Annotated in this window: 17 protein-coding genes; 5 read left to right on the forward strand and 12 right to left on the reverse strand. The window is 44.5% G+C overall.

Annotated features, from left to right (window positions below; translation table 11 throughout):
* The first annotated feature begins 141 nt into the window (after positions 1 to 141).
* Positions 142 to 1,437, forward strand: a complete 1,296-nt coding sequence (locus NI470_RS11790) for a solute carrier family 23 protein (RefSeq protein ID WP_253148445.1) — start codon at positions 142 to 144, stop codon at positions 1,435 to 1,437.
* Between the two features lie 121 nt (positions 1,438 to 1,558).
* Here NI470_RS11790 and NI470_RS11795 read toward each other — a convergent pair whose 3' ends face one another.
* From NI470_RS11795 to ilvD (NI470_RS11810), 4 genes are all read right to left on the reverse strand, one after another.
* A complete protein-coding gene (locus tag NI470_RS11795) occupies positions 1,559 to 1,846 on the reverse strand; it encodes a chorismate mutase (RefSeq protein ID WP_005094791.1) in 288 nt (95 codons plus the stop codon).
* On the reverse strand, positions 1,827 to 3,149 hold the full coding sequence (locus NI470_RS11800; RefSeq protein ID WP_253148444.1) for a hypothetical protein: 1,323 nt from the start codon (positions 3,147 to 3,149) through the stop codon (positions 1,827 to 1,829). The genes NI470_RS11795 and NI470_RS11800 overlap by 20 nt, the downstream gene beginning before the upstream one ends.
* 151 nt (positions 3,150 to 3,300) lie before the next feature.
* The gene (ilvD, locus tag NI470_RS11805; protein WP_253148443.1) at positions 3,301 to 4,986 is read right to left on the reverse strand and encodes a dihydroxy-acid dehydratase; all 1,686 of its coding nucleotides are present in this window, start codon (positions 4,984 to 4,986) and stop codon (positions 3,301 to 3,303) included.
* A 373-nt stretch (positions 4,987 to 5,359) separates the two neighbouring features.
* A complete protein-coding gene (gene ilvD / locus NI470_RS11810) occupies positions 5,360 to 7,189 on the reverse strand; it encodes a dihydroxy-acid dehydratase (protein WP_081401186.1) in 1,830 nt (609 codons plus the stop codon).
* Between the two features lie 408 nt (positions 7,190 to 7,597).
* Here ilvD (NI470_RS11810) and fmt point away from each other — a divergent pair, with 408 nt between their 5' ends.
* Together fmt and rsmB are read left to right on the forward strand one after the other, a co-directional pair.
* Positions 7,598 to 8,560 carry a methionyl-tRNA formyltransferase gene (gene fmt / locus NI470_RS11815; RefSeq protein ID WP_253148442.1) on the forward strand — a complete coding sequence of 321 codons (963 nt, stop codon included), beginning with the start codon at positions 7,598 to 7,600 and terminating at the stop codon, positions 8,558 to 8,560.
* Positions 8,557 to 9,864 (forward strand): 16S rRNA (cytosine(967)-C(5))-methyltransferase RsmB, encoded by a 1,308-nt coding sequence (rsmB, locus tag NI470_RS11820; protein ID WP_253148441.1) that lies wholly within the window; start codon positions 8,557 to 8,559, stop codon positions 9,862 to 9,864. Before fmt ends, rsmB begins: the two co-directional genes overlap by 4 nt.
* 71 nt (positions 9,865 to 9,935) lie before the next feature.
* Here the strand turns inward: rsmB and zupT are convergent, their stop codons facing one another.
* The 4 genes from zupT to NI470_RS11840 form a co-directional block, all read right to left on the reverse strand.
* The gene (zupT, locus tag NI470_RS11825; RefSeq protein ID WP_005108262.1) at positions 9,936 to 10,745 is read right to left on the reverse strand and encodes a zinc transporter ZupT; all 810 of its coding nucleotides are present in this window, start codon (positions 10,743 to 10,745) and stop codon (positions 9,936 to 9,938) included.
* Positions 10,746 to 10,833: 88 nt separating this feature from the next.
* Positions 10,834 to 10,944: a methionine/alanine import family NSS transporter small subunit gene (locus NI470_RS11830; protein WP_004647694.1), complete on the reverse strand. Its 111-nt coding sequence runs from the start codon at positions 10,942 to 10,944 to the stop codon at positions 10,834 to 10,836.
* Between the two features lie 10 nt (positions 10,945 to 10,954).
* A complete protein-coding gene (locus tag NI470_RS11835) occupies positions 10,955 to 12,430 on the reverse strand; it encodes a sodium-dependent transporter (RefSeq protein ID WP_253148440.1) in 1,476 nt (491 codons plus the stop codon).
* 586 nt (positions 12,431 to 13,016) lie between these two features.
* Positions 13,017 to 14,465 (reverse strand): aldehyde dehydrogenase family protein, encoded by a 1,449-nt coding sequence (locus NI470_RS11840; protein WP_253148439.1) that lies wholly within the window; start codon positions 14,463 to 14,465, stop codon positions 13,017 to 13,019.
* A gap of 134 nt (positions 14,466 to 14,599) precedes the next feature.
* Here NI470_RS11840 and NI470_RS11845 point away from each other — a divergent pair, with 134 nt between their 5' ends.
* Together NI470_RS11845 and NI470_RS11850 are read left to right on the forward strand one after the other, a co-directional pair.
* Positions 14,600 to 15,292 (forward strand): TIGR04219 family outer membrane beta-barrel protein, encoded by a 693-nt coding sequence (locus NI470_RS11845; protein WP_253148438.1) that lies wholly within the window; start codon positions 14,600 to 14,602, stop codon positions 15,290 to 15,292.
* 367 nt (positions 15,293 to 15,659) lie between these two features.
* On the forward strand, positions 15,660 to 16,211 hold the full coding sequence (locus tag NI470_RS11850) for a type 1 glutamine amidotransferase domain-containing protein (protein ID WP_004728939.1): 552 nt from the start codon (positions 15,660 to 15,662) through the stop codon (positions 16,209 to 16,211).
* 48 nt (positions 16,212 to 16,259) lie between these two features.
* On the opposite strand, the gene NI470_RS11855 is transcribed toward NI470_RS11850, so the two are convergent.
* The 4 genes from NI470_RS11855 to NI470_RS11870 all read right to left on the reverse strand — a co-directional run bounded on the left by NI470_RS11855 (position 16,260) and on the right by NI470_RS11870 (position 20,680).
* Positions 16,260 to 16,583: an ankyrin repeat domain-containing protein gene (locus tag NI470_RS11855; RefSeq protein WP_213686629.1), complete on the reverse strand. Its 324-nt coding sequence runs from the start codon at positions 16,581 to 16,583 to the stop codon at positions 16,260 to 16,262.
* A 193-nt stretch (positions 16,584 to 16,776) separates the two neighbouring features.
* The gene (locus NI470_RS11860) at positions 16,777 to 17,514 is read right to left on the reverse strand and encodes a hypothetical protein (protein ID WP_005245518.1); all 738 of its coding nucleotides are present in this window, start codon (positions 17,512 to 17,514) and stop codon (positions 16,777 to 16,779) included.
* A gap of 109 nt (positions 17,515 to 17,623) precedes the next feature.
* Positions 17,624 to 18,973, reverse strand: coding sequence for an aromatic acid/H+ symport family MFS transporter (locus NI470_RS11865; RefSeq protein WP_005245520.1), 1,350 nt, complete (start codon positions 18,971 to 18,973; stop codon positions 17,624 to 17,626).
* A 342-nt stretch (positions 18,974 to 19,315) separates the two neighbouring features.
* On the reverse strand, positions 19,316 to 20,680 hold the full coding sequence (locus NI470_RS11870; RefSeq protein ID WP_114541999.1) for an MFS transporter: 1,365 nt from the start codon (positions 20,678 to 20,680) through the stop codon (positions 19,316 to 19,318).
* Between the last annotated feature and the right edge of the window lie 320 nt (positions 20,681 to 21,000).

Raw genomic sequence — 21,000 nt, forward strand, 5'->3', positions numbered from 1 at the left:
TAACCCAGTATTCTTTTACCGCCCGGTAAAATCTTAAATAAAGTCATAGAATTAATTTGAACAAAAATTTTGTTTAAGTGATTAAATCTTCTAAAGAACAAGAGTATGATGTGCACAATTTATCTTTTGAGTGCTCATTTTATGTCCAGTTGGTTTCCCAAATGGCGCCCTTATGAGGGCAGTATCGATGCACGACCAGTAGGTACCGCAGAGTATTTGCCACCCGCACAAACGGTCATTTTGGGTGTACAACATGCTTTTGCCATGTTTGGCGCGACTGTACTGGCACCTTTTTTAATGGGCTTTGATCCTAACCTGGCGATTTTAATGTCAGGGATCTGTACTATTCTGTTCTTTTTAATCACCGGTGGCCGGGTTCCAAGTTATCTAGGTTCAAGCTTTGCCTTTATTGGTGTGGTGATCGCGGCAACCGGTTATGCGGGTGGTGGCGGGCTGAATCCAAATATTGGCGTTGCAGCAGGCGGCATTATCGCATGTGGCATCTTCTATGCGCTGATGGGCTTTCTGGTCATGGCAACGGGCACCCGCTGGATTGAAAAGTTGATGCCACCCGTGGTAACCGGTGCCGTGGTGATGATCATTGGCCTGAACCTTGCTCCAGTCACAGTGAAAAGCGTGATGGGCAATACCTTCAATATGTGGATGTCCCTGGTCACTGTGCTGTGCATGGGTTCAATTGCCGTATTCACCCGTGGCTTATTACAGCGCCTGCTGTTATTGGTTGGCCTGTTATTGGCTTATCTGATCTATTTTGTACTCAGTAATGTCATGGGTTATGGCACTGCGATCAATTTCCTTCCCATTCAGCAAGCAGCCTGGTTCGGTTTACCGACTTTCCACGCACCAACTTTTGAATTGAATGCGATGTTGATCATTGCACCGATTGCCTTGATTCTGGTGGCTGAAAATCTGGGCCATATTAAAGCCGTAGGCGCGATGACCGGTGAAAACCTCGATCCGCATATTGGTAAAGCCTTTGTGGCAGATGGTATTGCAACCACTTTAGCCGGTGGTGTAGGTGCGCCGGGTATGACTACCTATGGTGAAAACATTGGTGTGATGGCCGTGACACGGGTTTACTCGACCATCATCTTTGCAGTCGCGGGTGTCTTTGCTGTGTTCCTAGGTTTATCGCCTAAGTTTGGTGCGATTATTCACACGATTCCGACAGCGATTCTGACCGGTGCTTCGATTGTAGTCTTTGGTTTGATTACCATTGCTGGTGCCAAAATCTGGATTGAGAACAAGGTCGATTTCTCGCAGAACAAGAACCTGATGGTGGCTGCGGTGACCATTATTTTAGGTACGGGTGATTTTGCCCTGACTTTTGGCAGCTTCAATCTGGGTGGTATTGGTACGGCAACGTTTGCTGCACTGATCCTGAACTGGTTCTTTAGCCTGGCCGATAAAAAATAAAACTCGAAATAAAAGTATTGAGCAGCCGAATGGCTGCTTTTTTTATCTTTATATTTTTCAACTTTGCGATTAAAGAAATGAAAAGAAGCCCCGCAAGGCTTCTATTAAAGCACGTGTCTGTTTAAGGACGAAACTCTTTCAGTTCACGTTGAATAAAGTATTGGAACATTTCACGGTATAGATGTTCAATAAACTCCTGATCGACACCTTGTTTTTGCGCCAGAGCTCTGACATTTTCTACAATCTGTTCCATACGTTCTGGTGACTGTAAATCGGTTTCGGTTTTTTTGAAACGGGTGGTTTGATCAACATAAAATTGACGCGCAGCGATCAGCTCAACTAAAGCTGTATCAATGGCATCGATCTGTTGACGTGCATGTTCTAGTGATTCAGCTTTGATCTTTTCCATGTTTTTTCAGTTCACTTTCAGTTTGATTATTACTCTTATACTTTTCTTCTAACACATTACTGAAAATACTTTCAATCATCCAGACCCGATATAGGCTATTAAATGTATAACTTTGATCATCTATGCGCAGTTCCAGTACCGGAAAATTCGGCTGCGACTTCATTTCACAGAGCATATCATTGTCCTGCAGCTTGGCCAGAATATCGTCCTGGGTCAGATCGACAATATTTAACTGTTGCTGCAAACGCTTGAAATGGGGTGCAAAAGACAGGTCTTCACCACGGGTCCAGACAGCCTGCAAGATCTGGTACATCACCTCAATCCGCTGTTCCTCGGGACAGCTATAAAATAACTGTGCCATTGGCGCAATCGCCTGCTCGGTCGGTCGGCAGAACGGGGTAAATTCTACTTCCGTCCGTTTGGATAAACGTGTGGCCAGACTCCAGTCAAAGTCATCTCGTCCACGATAGGACAAGGGATAGACATTCAGCTGGATATTATAATAATCCGCCAGTTCTTCCTTGATATAGGCCAGCAATAGCCAGGAGATCGGATCTTCCAGCGCGATATACAAGTCCAGTTCCGGATCCATCGACTGGATCTCGTTCAGCTCCTCGGCATCACTGATCAGATGTTCACGCCATTCAATGTGATCGATCATAAAAATCGGATTACCGGTCAGCAGTTTTTGCTGCTCCAGACGCCGGGTCAGACGCAACAGGTCATCGACCGCCTGATACTGGCGACCGCCTAAATTGAAATAGCTGGCCAGAATCGGGGTCTGGTCAAAAATACGTTCGGGAAAATCCTGTGGCTGATGGTGGCGACTGGCCATGGCATAAAGAGTTCGTAATTTTCCGGTCTGTTTTTGCCAAAGCATATGGAAGACATCTTCCAGCAAATACAGGAAATCCTGTCCACGCAGCGGCGTATGTCGCAAAATCAGTTCGGCCTGTTTTAAGGCCTCAGCGCTCGGTAATTCCGGCGTATCATGAAAACTGAAACGATGCTGTTTTGACAAGATTTTTGCATCATTAATCGTGTAGTGCTGCCATTCATCAAAAGACATCTGGTTCGGCGCTTCGGCATGCTCACTGGAAATGATGACTTTTAGCGGCTTGAGTTCTGGACTTAAAATTTCTTCGAGCTGGGGCAACTGCTGTACCGCCAGATAACTGTACACATCATCCAGTCTTAAATGGATACTCAGCCCATCTTGAATAGATAACACCGTTTGACGGGTCGGTTTTTGGTAAAACCAACTCGATCGGATTGGATCAAACCAACGGCGTAACAGGGACATGAGATCGGCCTCGACAACAATGACGGTGCGCAGCTCAACATATGAGAAGCTGCGCAGAATAATCTATTTTTAAGATCGCAGAAGCCAAAGCCCTGCATGCTGTAAAAACTTATATCAAGTCATAAGCAAATGTTCAATGTTTAACAATGGATTAGAGGTCAAGATTCAGGTCAGTGACCGCCCCGGTTTCTGCACCTGAAGTCAGTTTGGCGAATTTAGCCAGCGCACCGTGGGTATAGTTTGGCTGAGGTTTGGTCCAGGCCGCTTGACGTGCAGCAATTTCTTCTTCCGCGACATGCCAGGTCATTTCCCGAGTTTCGGCATTAATCGAAATCTGATCACCATTTTGCACCAGACCAATCGGGCCGCCCTCATAAGCTTCTGGCGTCACATGACCAATCACGAAACCATGACTGCCGCCAGAGAAGCGTCCGTCAGTAATTAAAGCCACCGAAGCGCCCAGACCTTTACCAATAATCGCAGAAGTCGGTTTCAGCATTTCCGGCATGCCCGGACCACCTTTAGGGCCGACGCCACGAATCACCACCACTTCACCCGGCTGGACTTCGCCATCCAGAATCCCGCGCATGGCACCCTGCTCGCCTTCAAAGACCCGTGCCGGGCCAGCAAAATGCAGACCTTCCTTACCGGTAATCTTGGCCACAGCGCCCTTCGGCGACAGATTGCCTTTCAAAATCACCAGATGGGAATCTTTTTTCACGGGCGCATCAAAAGGCAGAATAATCTGCTGACCTTCCGGATAGTCCTGCACATCGGCCAGGTTTTCTGCCAGCGTCTTACCTGTGACCGTTAAACAGGACCCATCCAGCATGCCGGCATCCAGCATGCGCTTCATCAGTGGTTGAATCCCACCAATCGCAATCAGTTCTGACATTAAATATTTCCCGGATGGACGCACATCGGCCACCACCGGAATATCTTTGCCAATTCGGACAAAGTCATCCAGACTCAATTCAACCCCTGCGGTATGCGCCATGGCTAGCAGATGCAACACGCCATTGGTCGAACCACCCAGCGCAATCAAGACCTTGATCGAATTTTCAAAAGCAGCCTTGGTCATGATGTCACGTGGCTTGATATCCAGTCGTAACAGATTCATGACTGCTTCACCGGCACGGGCACAGTCGATTTGTTTATCATCCGAAATCGCTTCCTGCGCCGAGGAGCCCGGCAAGCTCATACCTAAAGCTTCAATTGCAGAGGCCATCGAGTTGGCCGTATACATGCCGCCACAAGAACCCGGACCCGGCAAAGACACTTCTTCAATATGCTTGACCTGAATCGCGTTGATTTCACCTTTGGCATATTGACCGACTGCTTCAAATACCGAAATCATGTCGGTATGGCCTTCGCCCGGTTTAATAGTGCCGCCATAAATAAACAACCCCGGACGGTTTAAGCGTGCCAACCCCATAATGCAGCCCGGCATATTCTTGTCGCAGCCGCCAATTGCAATCACCCCATCATAAGCCTGGCAGCCCACCACTGTTTCAATCGAGTCTGCGATCACTTCCCGTGACAGCAGTGAATATTTCATACCTTCTGTACCATTGGAAATACCATCAGAAATGGTAATGGTATTAAAGATAATGCCCTTGCCGCCGGCAGCACTGACGCCCTGTTCGACTGTTCTGGCCAGACCATCAATATGCATATTACATGGTGTGACATTGGCCCAAGTCGAAGCGATGCCAATAAATGGCCGTTCAAAATCAGCATCTTTAAAACCGGTAGCACGCATCATGGAACGCGCCGGTGCATTTTCAATGCCTTCATAAACGGGGGCTGAATGCTCGCGGATATTATCTTTACTCATTATTCTCTTCCTGGGCGATGACCAATTTTAAGCATGGGTCTTGGACAATTTATTTTAAGGTCATTGTATAGAAAGCAGACTACACATGAAAGCAACACTCTGTACTCTGCGAATCCCATTAATCCATTTATTATTTTTCTACCCAAATCAGATCACATGATGAAGCGACATGGATGTCGCTGTTTTCCTGTGCAGCAAGGATGCTGCATCAGGAAAACAAAGGCGTTTTGTTACTTTTGCGCTGTCAAAAGTAAAACATTGTCTACGCAATATTATTGCAAAATCACAAAGTAAAATGCGACCGTGCTATTTTCAACAATTAATAAAAAAGCACCCCCGTCTGGAGTGCTTTTTAAATCTGTAAAATTACAAATTAGATATCACGTACCGCACCTTTCGAGGCACTGGTGGTATGCATCGCATACGCTTTCAGTGCTTTAGACACTTTACGCGGACGCTGTTCAGCAGGCTGCCAGCCTTTGGCTTCTTGTGCTTCACGACGTGCTGCCATAGTTGCATCATCCACCGCCAGGTGAATGGTACGGTTTGGAATATCAATTTCGATACGGTCGCCATCTTCAACCAGACCAATCGCACCGCCTTCTGCAGCTTCAGGCGACACGTGACCAATTGAAAGACCAGAAGAACCACCCGAGAAACGGCCATCTGTTAACAGAGCACAGTCTTTACCCAAACCTTTTGATTTTAAGTAACTGGTTGGATACAACATTTCCTGCATACCCGGACCACCACGTGGACCTTCGTAGCGAATCACCACAACATCACCCGCAGTGATTTTGCCGCCAAGAATGGCTTCAACTGCAGCATCCTGACTTTCAAACACACGTGCAGTCCCGTTGAATTTCAGGATTGAATCATCCACACCTGCTGTTTTTACGATACAGCCTTCTAGTGCGATGTTGCCATAAAGTACTGCCAGGCCACCATCTTGCGAGAATGCATTGGCTGCATTACGGATCACGCCATTGTCACGGTCGCCATCTAAACGTGCATAGTAACGGTCTTGTGAAAATGCCGTCTGAGTCGGTACACCACCCGGCGCTGATTTGAAGAATTGATACACTTCTTCATCTTCAGTACGAATGATGTCCCATTTATCCAAGGCATCTTTCAGTGTTTTTTCATGAACAGTTGGAACAGATGTATCGAGTAAGCCTGCACGATCCAGTTCACCCAAGATTGACATGATGCCGCCGGCACGGTGTACATCTTCCATATGGACGTCTTGCTTCGCCGGCGCAACCTTACAAAGAACCGGCACATTACGTGACAAACGATCGATGTCGGTCATCGTGAAGTCGACTTCAGCTTCGTGTGCTGCTGCCAACAGATGCAGAACCGTATTGGTTGAACCACCCATGGAAATGTCTAAAGTCATTGCATTTTCAAATGCCGCTTTGGTTGCGATTGAACGTGGCAAGATGCTGTAATCTTCCTGTTCATAATGACGTTTCGCCAATTCAACAATCAGTTGACCAGCTTTTTCAAATAATTTTTTACGGTTGGCATGGGTTGCCAGTGTTGAACCATTGCCCGGAAGCGATAAACCAAGTGCTTCAGTCAAACAGTTCATCGAGTTTGCGGTAAACATGCCTGAACATGAACCACAAGTTGGACAAGCAGAACGTTCGTATTCTGCGACTTCTTCATCAGTGAAGCTGTCATCTGCTGCAACAATCATGGCATCGACTAGGTCAATGGCTTTTTCATTGCCACGGATTTTGACCTTGCCCGCTTCCATTGGACCGCCAGAGACAAATACCACCGGAATGTTCAGACGCATCGCGGCCATGAGCATCCCCGGGGTGATCTTGTCACAGTTCGAGATACACACCATTGCATCGGCACAATGCGCATTGACCATGTACTCGACCGAGTCTGCAATCAGATCCCGTGAAGGCAATGAATACAGCATGCCGTCATGACCCATCGCGATGCCATCATCGACCGCAATGGTATTGAATTCTTTGGCCACGCCGCCTGACGCTTCAATTTGACGTGCCACCAGCTGACCCAGATCTTTAAGATGCACATGACCCGGTACAAACTGGGTGAACGAGTTCACCACCGCAATAATCGGCTTACCGAAATCTTCATCTTTCATGCCGGTGGCACGCCATAAACCGCGTGCGCCAGCCATATTTCTTCCGTGTGTCGATGTTTTTGAACGATAGTCAGGCATTTTATATTTCCAACAAAGTTTGAGCTTGCAATGAATCGGGCAGATCCACTCTGGCTAAATCATACTGACAAGGAGCTTAAATCAGTTGAATTTTAAACCTATCATACTACAAGCCCTTGATTTACAAGATGGCTCTTTGGTTGTAGATGCAGGCAAAAATGTCTATAGAGAGATTTGGATGATCTGACGATAAAAATTTCTTAATGAAATCTACTATACCGCCATCATCCTCAGGACAATACAAAACTTTCATGAATAATTTTTACAATTTGCATGAGTTTTTTTTATATAAAAATTCCACCAAAATTCAAGTACTCACCAAGCTTCTCGGATAAGTTTTTGCAACGATTAGGCTGAAATTTGGCTTTTGGCTTATAATAGCTTTTAAGTTTATTTGGAATTTCATGTGTGAAGATCATATTTGCAGGCACACCAGAATTTGCAGCGACTGCATTGGCTGCGTTGCTTAGAACCGAACATGAAATTGTGGCGGTCTATACTCAACCTGACCGCAAGGCCGGACGTGGACAAAAGCTCACGGCATCTGCGGTGAAGCAGTTAGCGCTTGAACACAATATTCCGGTTTATCAGCCTTTACATTTCAAGTCATTGACTGAAGAAGGCCTTGCAGCGCAAGCGGAACTTAAAGCCTTAAATGCAGATGTGATGGTAGTGGCGGCTTATGGTCTGATCCTGCCACAAGTGGTTCTGGATACGCCAAAATATGGTTGCCTGAATATTCATGGTTCGCTGTTGCCACGCTGGCGCGGTGCAGCCCCGATTCAACGTGCCATTGCTACCGGTGATACCGAAACGGGCGTGACTATTATGAAAATGGCGGCCGGTCTGGATACCGGGGATATGATGTATAAAACACGATGTCCGATTACTGCCGAGGATACTTCTGCCAGCCTGCATGACAAACTGGCGCTGCAAGGTGCTGAGGCGATTGTGGCCGTGCTTGAATCGGAACAGACCTTACAGCACTATCTTGAGATTCGCGAAGTCCAGGATGAAAGCCTGACGGTTTACGCGCATAAACTGTCAAAAGCTGAAGCACAAATTGACTGGACCCAGCCTGCAGCAGCCATTGACCGTAATATTCGTGCCTTTAATCCCTGGCCGGTGGCATTTACCCCACTAGATGACAGCAACAATTTACGCATCTGGAATTCATCGCTTTCCAAGCAAAACGCAAGCAATGCCCTGCCTGGTGAAGTAATTGCCTTGGACAAAGACGGGGTGCATGTGATGTGTGGCGACCAACATGCTATTTGCATCACCAATCTGCAATGGCCAGGCGGCAAAGCCCTGAATGCTGTTCAAATTAATCAAACTCAAAAACTATCGGTAGGATATAAATTCGCATGAGCCAAATTCAATCATCAGCTAAAAACTTGAATTTGCGCGCGCAAGTTGTAAAAACCCTATTGGCTGTACAAAATGGCCAATCACTTGCTTCTGTACTCAATCAACATATCAACATCGTGTCTGAACGTGATCGTGGTCTATATCACGAGTTAACTTTGGGCTGTTTACGTCAGTGGCATGGCCTGAAAGCCATCACCCTACCGTTATTAACCAAACCTCTCGATAACCAGGCGCTAGAAAGTTGCTTATATTTGGGTTTGTATCAGATTTTATGTACCCGTATTCCGGCACATGCTGCGATTTCAGAAACCGTGACTGCAGCCAAACAGCTAGGTTTTGAACCTTTAAGTGGTCTGGTGAATGCCGTTCTGCGTCGTGTTTCACGTGAAACAGAAGAATTTGACCTGGCTTTAAATCAGGCGCATGGGTTGCCAAGCTGGCTCTACAAGCGTTTAAAGAAAGACTGGCCGGAACAGCTTGCCGAACTGTCACATGACTTGAAACAGATTGCACCGCTCACCTTGCGTGTCAATGTCAATCAGGTCAGCCGTGATGAATATCTGGAAATTCTGGAAGAAGAAGGCTATGAAGCACGTGCCTGCACCCTGTCTGAAGTCGGGATTGTACTGGAACAGAATGTTCATATTCCGAACCTGCCGGGCTATGAAGCCGGCGGTTTCTCGGTTCAGGATGAACATGCCCAGCTGTGTGCGACCTTAGTTCCTGACCTTGAAGGCAAAGTGGTGGTCGATGCCTGTGCCGCTCCGGGTGGCAAGACTGCGCATATCCTGGAAAAATATAGCCCGAAAAAACTGTATGCCATTGATCAGGATGCCAAACGTTTAGTCCGTGTGGCAGAAAATCTGGAACGTTTACTATTAACTGAATATGCGGAAGTTGAAATTATCGCGGCTGATGCGATCACCTGGACCGCTCCGGAGCCGGTCGATTGTATCGTACTGGATGCGCCATGTTCTGCGATTGGTGTGATCCGTCGTCATCCGGATATCCGTTTACTGCGTCACTCTACAGATATTCCGCAAACGGTACAGCTGCAAAAGCAGATTCTGGAAAATATGTGGCAGCAACTGAAAGTCGGCGGTACGTTGCTGTACATCACCTGTTCAATTCTGAAAGCCGAAAACGAACAGCAGATGGTCGAATTCTTTGCTCAACATGCCGATGCTAAAGAAATCAAAATCGGAGCCGATTGGGGCATCGAACAGATTCATGGCCGTCAATTGTTGCCGAAAGCAGATCAAGGCGATGGCTTCTTCTATTGCCGTATAGAAAAAACTGCATAAGTCATGCGTTTAAAATGAAAGGCAGCCTAAGCTGCCTTTTTTTATGGCGCATGATTTAGTGAATATATAGCTTATTGAATAAACTTAAAAATCACCAGACTGCTCGCCAAGGCAGCCATGCCACTCACCAATCCATAGACCGTTTCATGCCCTTCAGAATAGCGTTTCGCCGTTGGTAATAATTCATCTAATGCCAGATAGACCATCACCCCGCCAATCACCCCAAAGATCAGGCCATAGACGGTTTCACTCATATAAGGTGCCAGAATAAAATATCCCAAGGCTGCACCCAGAGGCTCGGCCAGACCCGAGACTAGACTGGCCCAGAGGGCATAATCTTTACGGCCCGTGGCCATATACACTGGTAAGGCAATCGCGACGCCTTCTGGTACATTATGAATCGCAATTGCCACCGCCAACGGTGCGCCCAAAGCCGGGCTTTCCAGCGTGGCAAAAAACGTCGCCAGTCCTTCCGGCAGGTTATGTGCGCTAATCGCAAACAGCGTCAGCATGCCGGTACGCAGTAATTGGGGTGAACTGACGCCCTTGGCAGAATGGGTTTCAATGGTGTCATGTGGATTCGGCACAAAGCGATCCAGCAACAACACCAGAACTACGCCCAGTAAAAAAGCAAAAGTGCCAAAGGCAAAACCGGTTTTTTCATCAAAGTCCAGACTAAAGGACGCGATCGATTTGTTCAGAATTTCGGTTAAAGAGACATAGATCATGGCACCGGCAGCAAAGGCCAAACCAAAGGCCAGCAAACGGAAATTAGGTTTTTTTAAGAATAATACCAGTCCCCCACCCACTACGGTGGCCAGCCCGGCAAATAAAGTCACGGCAAAGGCTGTATAGACTTGTCCATCTGAAACGGAAATCATGTCAAAGCATCAGCCATTAAAAAAGTCATTATCATCAAGGATGATAATGACTTCCGTTTATGGTAACAGTAGGTTTATGTGAAGATTTTTAGTCTTCTGGTTCTTCCGGATTCTTTGCCAGATGAATCACAGCCAGTACCAGACCACCCCATAATAAAACGATAGAGATGATCATCATGATTAGTGCAGATGTATTCATAGTCGCTCTCCTAGCTGTGACGATCTTTAATCAGGCTGAATAGAATGGCACCCAGAATAAAGAATGCCATTACTCCTCCACCTACCATCCATAGGGTACTGGCAGCATAGCCACCATAACCTTCTGCCATGATCGATTTCAGGGTCAGGCCCAATGCCAGCAATAATGACAAAGGCGTGATCACCGTTAGCATGAAGTTCCAACTGGCACCCAGTTTCACGCTGGCAAACTCATTCACATGGCCTTCCAGCTGTTTCATTAATGGACGACGGAACCAGGACAACAGAATAATCGATAACAGACCACCACCGACAATACCGATATTATTGGCAAAGTAGTCAATAATGTCGACAAAGGTAATCGCACTATGTGTCGAGAACATCAGGGTAGAAATCACCGCTGAACCACCAGCAATAATCGTTACTGACTTATTCTTTGACCAGCCCAGTTTGTCTTGGAACGCGGCAATCGGAACTTGCAGGATACTGACCATCGAGGTAATACCGGCAACCGTTAATGAAGCAAAGAACAGGAAACCGAACAGGTCACCACCTGCACCTAAACTGGAAATGATTTTCGGAAACGCAATAAAGGCCAGACCAATACCGCCAGATACTACATCTTCAACTTTCGCACCTGAGCTGAACGCCATAAAACCAAGCGCGGCAAAGACACCAATACCCGCCAGAATTTCAAAAGACGAGTTGGCCAATGCCACCACAATCCCGGAACCGGTCAGGTTAGTTTTGCGTTTCAGGTAAGACGCATAGGTCAACATGATCCCGAAGCCAACTGACAGTGAGAAGAAGATATGACCAAAAGCAGCTAACCAGACTTTATAGTTGGTCATCGCTTCCCAGTTTGGTGTGAAGAAAGCATTTAAGCCATCGACTGCACCCGGTAAACGGACTGCCTGAATCACCAGGATCGTGAATAAAATCACCAGCAATGGCATAAAGATTTTATTCGCCAGTTCCACCCCACGGCGTACTCCACCGTAAAGAATCAGCATGACTGCTGCCCAAACGACCACCAGACCAAAGAACAGCACAGGTACAAAACCGAGCGTCAGACCCTCACCATTTTGCAGGTAAGTATTGAAGAAGAAGCCCTGGGTATCTGTGCCCCACTGCTGTCCAAAGGAATAGAACATATAACTGCCGGCCCAGGACAAGACGCTGGCATAGTAAATCCCGATCACCAGAGTGACCATGACCTGCCACCAACCCAGAGATTCGGCATTCATGAGTTTTTTATAGGCCATAGGCGGCGCTTTGCGGAACTTGTGTCCGACCGCATAGTCTAAAAACAATAAAGGTAAACCTGCTGCGAAAATCGCAATCAGATAAGGGATCAGGAATGCCCCGCCACCATTTTCATAGGCAACATAAGGGAAACGCCAGATATTCCCCAAGCCAACGGCGGAACCAATCGCTGCAATAATGAATCCTGATCGTGCGGACCAATTCTCACGAGTTTCTGTCATAGAACACCTAAACTTTTAACCCCTTTAGATGCTGCTTGTTATGGTTATGGCGCAAGCAAAAAAAGAAGCATTTTCAATAATTTTGGGTGTTTGAATTAGAGGGCACCTTGTGGGCGTCGAATTCTAATGTACAAACAGGTCAGTAGGTCTTACATCTTGCTTAAAGTCTGATCGAAAAACTGACCTTGTAGATGATTCAACAATACTGACTTTTTTAAATTTTTTCTGTAAATTCTGCTTAAAATATTCGTTATTTATAATCTATTCGAATTAAGCGTTCAATAATTCTCCGAAATAGGCCAGATTAAACAAGTTATATATTGACAAACTTTTTGGAATATATTTTTTCTTAAGTTTTACTACAGGGTCGCTGTTTCAAAAAATGTATTCCAAGACTCCAATCCAGCATCTGTTTTTAGATCATTATTTGAAGATGAAACGGCTCATACTAAGGCACATGACCAAGCCGTGATATGGGAAATCAAATTCTCTCATGGAATTTTGACCTCTTTAAAAACCGGTTTAAATATCACAAGCAGATTTAAAACAAGCTGCCTGTGATATCGAAGCGATGAGTATTCTAAACTTAGGCTTTAATCACCAGCATGCGCTCTTCCTGCATGTCGCGAATGGCTGACTGAATTCCTTCACGACCCAGACCTGAATCTTTGACCCCGCCATAAGGCATGTTATCGACCCGGAAAGACGGAATATCATTGATAATGACACCGCCGACATGCAGATGATCCCAGGCATACAGCATCTTGTTCAGATTCTGAGTATACACTCCAGCTTGCAAGCCAAAACGGCTGCGGTTGATACAGGCAATACCGGATTCGAAATCAGCATACGCTTCCAGAATTGCCACCGGGCCAAAGGCTTCATCACGGTAGATTTCCAGACTGTGGTCTACATTTTCCAGCAAGGTCGGTGCGAACATCACACCATTCAATTCGCCTCCAATCAGGATTTTCGCGTCTTTTTTCACGGCTTTATCCAGCCATTTTTTCAGGCGTTTGGCTTCATCTTCCTTGATCATCGGACCAACCAAGGTTGTGCTCAGATTCGGATCAGCGGCTTTAATCGTTTTCAGTTTCGCCAGCAGTTTGTCCTTCACTTCAGTATAAATCTGCTGATGCACCAAAATGCGTTGCACACTGATACACACCTGTCCGGCGTGGTTATACGCCCCACCAATCAGACGATTAATCAAGGCATCGTTAATTTCGGTATCCGGCTCAATCATGACGGCAGCATTGCCACCAAGCTCCAAGACCACTTTTTTGCGTCCGGCACGCGCTTTCATATCCCAGCCTACAGCATCGGAACCGGTAAAACTGAGTAATTTAAAACGCTCATCGGTGACCAGTAGATCAGCCAGCTCTCGCGGACAGGGCAATACCGAAAACGCACCTCGCGGTAAATCGGTTTCCGCCAGAATTTCAGCAATTTTTAAGGCAGAAATCGGGGTCAGGCTAGGTGGTTTCAGCACAAAGGGACAACCGGCTGCAATCGCAGGAGCAATTTTATGCGCGGTCAGGTTTAAAGGAAAATTAAACGGACTGATCAGAGACACTGCACCAATCGGCACCTGCTTCACAATACCCTGATAACCGGATGCTGCCGCAGTCACGGCCAAAGGCAGCATACGTCCCTGATCAACCTGGGTCACGGCATCTGCGGCAATCTGAAAGGTATTAATCAGACGCTCAACTTCGGCTTCAGCTGCTTTACGCGGTTTGCCCCCTTCTGCAATCAGAATTTCGGTCAGTTCTTCATGAATCTCACGAAAACGGCGTACGCAATGCAGCAGAATTTTCTGTTTCTGGAACGGCTCTAAGGCAGCCATTTCGGCTTCTGCGTCTACGGCAGACTGAATCGCCTGTTCCAGTGTGTTGGCATCTGCCAAAGCGACACGGGCATACAGTTCGTGGTTATATTTATGTTTGACCTCTAGCCATTCACCCGTCTGAGCCACCTGACCGGCGACATATAATGCATACTCTTTCGCTTGTTGTGTGCTTCTCGCTACCATCTTATTGTCCTGCAAAATCCAAGGATATACATTTTTGAAATTCTCTATATCATGCACTTGCTACTCCATATTAAGAAGATGTTTTTAAGTAACCAGACACCTCCAATTTTAATAAAGCTTTAGGGAATAGAGCCATGCGCGCAAAAATACTCACCACCTTATTATTCGGTTTTGGACTCAGTACGCTCAGTCATGCAGATGTAATCGGCGTGAAAGCAGATCTCAGTTACTGGGATTTTGACGGCTATAGTCAGGATAACAATTTCAAGCATGAGCTAGATCGACAAGGTACAGCGCAGCTATCTGTCGCTGTAGAACATCCTGTGCCATTGTTACCAAATGCCAAGATTAAATACGTCAATCTGGACAGCAATAGCGAACAGAGTTCTCTTATCAATGCCTCAGAAATTGAGCTGAACAATATTGACTATATTCTGTATTATGAATTGCTAGATACTATTGTGCATGCGGATATAGGCGCAGGTTTAACCAATCTGGATGGTACTGTGAAAAACCTGACGACCGGAGTTTTCACTCAATACGATCTGGATGAATACAGCCCACTGCTCTATGCAACAGCCGGGGTTAAATTACCCTTTACCGGACTGAGTGCCCAAGCAGAAGCGGTTTACAGTCACGGCAGTGATGATACCCGAAAGACCGATGTACAAGCCGAACTGCAATATGATTTCATTGATAATCTGCTGGTCGATGTCGGTGCCAAAATCGGTTATCGCATCATGCAAGTGGATTTTGAACAGGATCAACGTCCAGATTTACAGCTGGAATTTAAAGGCCCTTATATCGGTCTAGATGTGCATTTTTAATGCAATACAACTGGTTAAGCTTGCACAGCTCAATTTCTCTGCGCTGATGTAAGCCAAAGCGTACAGCAATAACCGCAATCTGCTGCTAGTGCGCCACCGGGATGTGTATTACTTTATAAACATAGAGAGCAGGATGCTCCAGAAGACCTAAAAACAAGAATAACATCGCAACACCAGGACGTGAGGTACGACAGGAGTTATACCTAAATCACGAGATACGAAAAAGCCCCGACAGGATGTCGGGGCTTTTTTTTCTGCCTATTATTTTATTTATCATTGCTTAACAGTTCCGAGCTAAAACTCCAACATTGTAAGAATCCCCTTGTTGTTAAGCTAAAAATCCTCACATTTTTTGGGAACAGCAATCATGGTAAAAAAGGTCCTCTTTATTACATCCAATCAAGGCATTGAACATGATGAACTCACTGAGCCTTTAAATTTTCTAAAGTCCAAAGGTTTTGAAGTCATTCATGCTGCAGAAAAAAATGAAGATGTCGCGACGGTCAAAGGTGATACCAAGGCTGCTACCCAATACACGCCGGATACCAGTCTTGAACACGTCGATCTGAATGATTATGATCTTTTGGTGATTCCCGGCGGTACAGTCAACGCGGATACCTTAAGAATCAATCAGGATGCGCAAAAAATCATTCAGCATTTTGCCGACAATCACAAACCGATTGCCGCGATCTGTCATGGGCCATGGACTTTGATTGATGCACAGCGCATTAAAGATAAGAATCTGACTTCGTATAAGAGCATCAAACTGGATCTGGAAAATGCCGGCGGGAAATGGGTCGATGAACAGGTTCACCGCTGCAATACCGGTGACTGGGTACTGATTACTTCACGCAATCCGGACGATTTACCGGCTTTCAATGAAGCGATCTTAAAAGAACTTGAAGGCGATGCTGCCTAAGCTCATACCATAAAAAAAGAACCTCAACATTGAGGTTCTTTTTTATATTCAGACACCACCGGCCAAACTTTTCAGATAAGTCACCACGTCTTTATTTCCGGCCATTTCAGCCAGTTCTAAAGCAGTATTTGGACTGCGATGTGCAATATCTGCGCCCTTGCTAACCAGAAGCTTAACTACGTCTAAATGATCATTTTCAGCTGCAGCCTGTAAGGCACTATAGCCTTCTTCATCGGCGGAGTTGACGTCCAGACCTTCTTGCAAGCCCTGCTCAACCTGTTCAACATCACCAAGAGATGCCCAGTACACCAGTTCAGGAAGATGCAGTTCTTCATCACCTTCAGGGATTGGGGAGAATGAATTAATATTCATATTTTCTATACCTCTACTCTATTTAGAATAGCGCGATTATCACATTACCTTATCTCAATAATACTAAGAATAATAGACTTCTTGCGTTAGTCAAAATTTAAAATTTAAACAGCCAAAAGCTACATATTATAAGGTTTTAGCCAATTCAAAAATTAGGTAAAACGATACTTTCGCAAGAGGTCTAATATTTAAATTAATGCTTATTCAGTATCTTTAAAATTTTAGATAGAGCATTTTTTTTATTTGAATAAGAAGGTATCAAAAAAGAATTATCAGGATTAAATTCTATCTTATTCTTAATATAAATTTTATTAGATAAGGCTTTTGATCTTCTTAAAACTTTTGGCTCTGTAGTATGACCAATGGAACTTCCACCCATCACCAACATTTGCCAAACAGTGAGATTATGATTTATATCCCATGAACTTATATCGCTCCAAGAGTTAGATTTCATAAGCTTACCTTGCAAAGTAACTGTCAACTTCTGATCGATAGGAAAATCCCAGCGGGTTTCAAAAATAAAACTTTTTGATTGTATAGATCGGGCTTGAATAAGTTGAGGAATCCAATCTTCAAGATCAATATCATTTATCCATCTGAATCGATCACTATCAATTTTTTTGGAATCTTTTGTATCAAGAATCCATTTAGCATAGAGATATTCATAGTTATTCTTTAATTCAATATCTTGATAAACCAACTTCAGTCTAAGTTTTTCAATAATCAGTAATTGAGCACCATGATTCGAGATTGAAATTGGCATATGAAAACTACACACATACCATTCTTCACTAGCACTTTTTATCGGATAAATTTGTTCTGTTAAAGTTCCAATCGTGAAGAATGGTTTAGATTTATAAAAATAAGTTTTCCATAATTGCATTACTGAAATTAAGAGAGCTAAAGATGCTATAAATAATTCTAAGGTCATGATATTTATAATTCAGTTAATTACTACAAAATAAATTGTGAATTAGTTTTTATCAACTAATAACCATAAAAAAGCCCCCTTTCGGAGGCTTCTTATTTAATACTTAGCTTTAAGCTTTAGACACTGCTGGTTCAATTGAACCAATCTTCTCAGATTCATTGTCATGCATGATTAACGCAACCGCAATTGCAGTAATCAGAACCGGCAAACCGACTGCCATAAAGTTGAAGTAAGCAGGCAGGTTCATACCAAGCAAACCACCAATCAGGATCGGCCCTACAATCGCGCCCATACGACCAATCGCAGAAGACCAGCCAATACCTGTCGAACGTACCGCAAGTGGGTAGAACTGTGCAACATAGCTATATAGCAACATTTGTGAACCAATCGACGCTGCACCCGCTAGGAATACCAAAATGTAAAGCAAGAACTGGTTAGATGCAAAGCCCATTGAGCTCATTACAATCGCACCCATCATGCCCAGAACCATCAGTACCGGTTTCAGGTGGAAACGATCCGCCAGAATACCACCACCCACAATACCTACAACCGCACCCACGTTCATCACCATCATGAACATCAGGCTGTTGTCCATCGAATAGCCCGCTGCCATCATTAACTTCGGCAACCAGCTGCTCAGTGCATACATGGTTAACAGACAAGTAAAGAACGCGACCCAGAACAGTAAGGTATTGACCGCACGACCACGACGGAACAAGCTGACCACGTTCGCTGCTTCAGGCACATTTTCCTGTGGCAAAGTAAGTACCGTGTTATCCGTTACTGTCAGATTTGGCGCCAGACGACGTACAATTTGGCGTGCTTCAGCCTGCTTGTTCTGCTTCACAATAAATGCCAGCGATTCAGGCAGGAATTTCCAGATTACCGGTAATAAAAATAATGGAATACCCGCGATAAAGAACATGATTTCCCAACCAAAACTTGGGGTAAACCATGAGCCCAATAACGCAGCCATTACACCACCAACGGCATAACCACTAAACATGGTGGTTACCAGGGTACTACGCATTTTTTGTGGAGCATATTCTGAAGTCAATGCCACCAGGTTTGGCATTACACCACCAATACCAAGACCGGCAAGGAAACGTAAAATACCGAATTCGGTTGGATTTGAGGCAAAGCCACCCGCAAAAGTTAAACCACTGAATAATACAATACAGATCATGATTACTTTCTTACGACCGATCTTGTCCGCGAGGGAACCAAAGATCATCGCACCAAACATCATGCCGGCCAGTGCGGTACTTGCAAGCATTCCGGCCTGCACTGCACTTAAGCCCCAGTCTTGCATCAATAACGGTAAAACTACACCATTGATTGCCAGATCGTAGCCATCAAATAAGATAATGAGTAAACACCAAGCAACTACATTGAAGTGGAAAGGCGTGAATTTCGCATTATCGACTACAGAATTTACATCTATTTTTTCCGTTGTCATCGTTCTCATCTCCCATGAGTACTTGTCCATAACATCTTGTTGAAGACTGAAGTCAATCTTCAATGTCAGGCAATATACGCAAGCAGGATTTAAGGCACAATAAGACTAATTGATATTCTGCTATGCTCTCGAAAATGTCATTTATTTGCGTGATATGTCACACTATTATTAGTATAAACTTTTGAATAATTGATGTTTATTTTTTAATTCGTCCAATATTTAAGCTCTTTTAATCCGCTTATTCTTTTGACCAATTGAATATTGATTTAATTTCATACTAAAGATATGAAAAAGCCCCTTTAAGTAAGGAGCTTTTTAACTGAGTAGGTCAATTACGAGAGTTTAAATTTTAGCTGTTTTTAATTTTTTCACCATAACGCGACCAGGTTGTGGCTTACGAATCATTGAAATAGCGATGATACCAATAATACCTGGCATTGCTACCGCGATAAAGTTCCATTTATGTGGTAACTCCATACCAAGCAGCATACCAATCACGATTGGGCCAACAATTGCACCTGTACGCCCTACAGCAGAAGCCCAACCAATACCAGTAGAACGTACTGCAACAGGATAGTATTGAGCAACATAGCTATATAACAAGATACTGGTACCAATAGATGAGGCACCTGCTAAACTCACAAGTAAATAAATAACAGGGGTTGGAGAATTAAAGCCCAAACCAACCAAAGATAGTACACCGACAGTTAACATACTCATAAGAACAGGTTTAAAGTCAAAACGGTCTGCCAAAATACCGCCGCTAATGGTTCCGATCACGGCACCAATATTCAGTGCTAATAAGAACATTAAACTGCTGCCTAAAGAATATCCCGCTGCCATCATCAGTTTTGGTAGCCAGCTTCCAAGTGCGTAAAGCATGAGTAAGCACATAAAGAAAGCAATCCAAAATAAGAATGTTCCTGTGGCACGATTTTCTGTAAATAAAGCTTTTACTGATGCACTTTGGGTCTGATCAGCGCTAGCTAGAACCAGTTCAGTATCTGCTTGTATGTCTGCAGTTGGCTCGACTTGCTTGATAAAACGACGTGCTTCATTCACTTTTTGTTCTTTAACGAGGAAAGTTAAAGACTCAGGTAAGAACTTCCAAAAAAATGGAACAAAAAGTAAGGGAATACCTGCAATGAAGAACATAATTTCCCAACCAAAACTTGGTGTAAACCATGTACCGCATAATGCAGCCATAATACCGCCCACCGCATAACCACTAAACATGGTGGTTACCAGTGTGCTTTTTAAACGTTTAGGTGCATATTCAGACGTTAGAGCGACTAAGTTTGGTAATACACCACCAATCCCTAAACCAGCAATAAAACGTAAAATACCAAATTCTGTTGGATTAGTGGTAAATCCACCTAAAAATGTAAAAGCACTAAATAAAGAAACACAAATCAAGATAACTTTTTTACGACCAATTTTGTCTGCAAGCATCCCAAATAGCATGGCTCCAAACATCATGCCAGCGAGTGCTGTACTTGCAAGCATGCCTGCTTGAACAGCACTCATGCCCCACTCTTGCATAAGTAGAGGCAGAACGACACCGTTAATTGCTAAATCATATCCGTCAAATAGGACAATAAACAAACACCATAATACAATGCTTAAGTGAAATTTAGTGAATTTTGCCTGATCAATCACATCATTCACACTTACAGTGTTTGCTACTCGCTTCATGTTTTCTGCCATTTTTACTCACCTCCTGTGAGTTTTTTTCGTTGTTTTCAGCACGACACATGACCCTAACTCTTATTTATTATTTTTAATGATTCTTATCGCCATGTCTTCGCAACAACTTAGTTCAACACAGCTACTTTTCATGCAATATCCGACTAAAGTCTTACTTATTCCTTAAAAATCTAAACCCATGAGTCTAGTTTTTAATCAATATTCAACAATTCCAAGAGCTATTTGACTAAAATCCCACGCATAAAAAAAACACCCCCAACCTTAGTTGGGGGTGTTTCGAATAATGAGCTGGCGATGACTTACTCTCACATGGGTAATCC

The organism is Acinetobacter lwoffii (assembly GCF_024129115.1).
Lineage (GTDB): Bacteria > Pseudomonadota > Gammaproteobacteria > Pseudomonadales > Moraxellaceae > Acinetobacter > Acinetobacter lwoffii_T.

Coding starts and splice junctions, on each gene's coding strand:
- NI470_RS11840 (WP_253148439.1), bottom strand. CDS start 14,465: ATGGTAGCGAGAAGCACACAACAAGCGAAAGAGTATGCATTATATGTC.
- NI470_RS11830 (WP_004647694.1), bottom strand. CDS start 10,944: ATGAATACATCTGCACTAATCATGATGATCATCTCTATCGTTTTATTA.
- NI470_RS11865 (WP_005245520.1), bottom strand. CDS start 18,973: ATGACAACGGAAAAAATAGATGTAAATTCTGTAGTCGATAATGCGAAA.
- NI470_RS11860 (WP_005245518.1), bottom strand. CDS start 17,514: ATGACCTTAGAATTATTTATAGCATCTTTAGCTCTCTTAATTTCAGTA.
- zupT (WP_005108262.1), bottom strand. CDS start 10,745: ATGATTTCCGTTTCAGATGGACAAGTCTATACAGCCTTTGCCGTGACT.
- ilvD (WP_253148443.1), bottom strand. CDS start 4,986: ATGAGTAAAGATAATATCCGCGAGCATTCAGCCCCCGTTTATGAAGGC.
- NI470_RS11790 (WP_253148445.1), top strand. CDS start 142: ATGTCCAGTTGGTTTCCCAAATGGCGCCCTTATGAGGGCAGTATCGAT.
- ilvD (WP_081401186.1), bottom strand. CDS start 7,189: ATGCCTGACTATCGTTCAAAAACATCGACACACGGAAGAAATATGGCT.
- NI470_RS11835 (WP_253148440.1), bottom strand. CDS start 12,430: ATGACAGAAACTCGTGAGAATTGGTCCGCACGATCAGGATTCATTATT.
- NI470_RS11855 (WP_213686629.1), bottom strand. CDS start 16,583: ATGAATATTAATTCATTCTCCCCAATCCCTGAAGGTGATGAAGAACTG.
- NI470_RS11845 (WP_253148438.1), top strand. CDS start 14,600: ATGCGCGCAAAAATACTCACCACCTTATTATTCGGTTTTGGACTCAGT.
- rsmB (WP_253148441.1), top strand. CDS start 8,557: ATGAGCCAAATTCAATCATCAGCTAAAAACTTGAATTTGCGCGCGCAA.
- NI470_RS11850 (WP_004728939.1), top strand. CDS start 15,660: ATGGTAAAAAAGGTCCTCTTTATTACATCCAATCAAGGCATTGAACAT.
- NI470_RS11870 (WP_114541999.1), bottom strand. CDS start 20,680: ATGGCAGAAAACATGAAGCGAGTAGCAAACACTGTAAGTGTGAATGAT.
- NI470_RS11800 (WP_253148444.1), bottom strand. CDS start 3,149: ATGTCCCTGTTACGCCGTTGGTTTGATCCAATCCGATCGAGTTGGTTT.
- NI470_RS11795 (WP_005094791.1), bottom strand. CDS start 1,846: ATGGAAAAGATCAAAGCTGAATCACTAGAACATGCACGTCAACAGATC.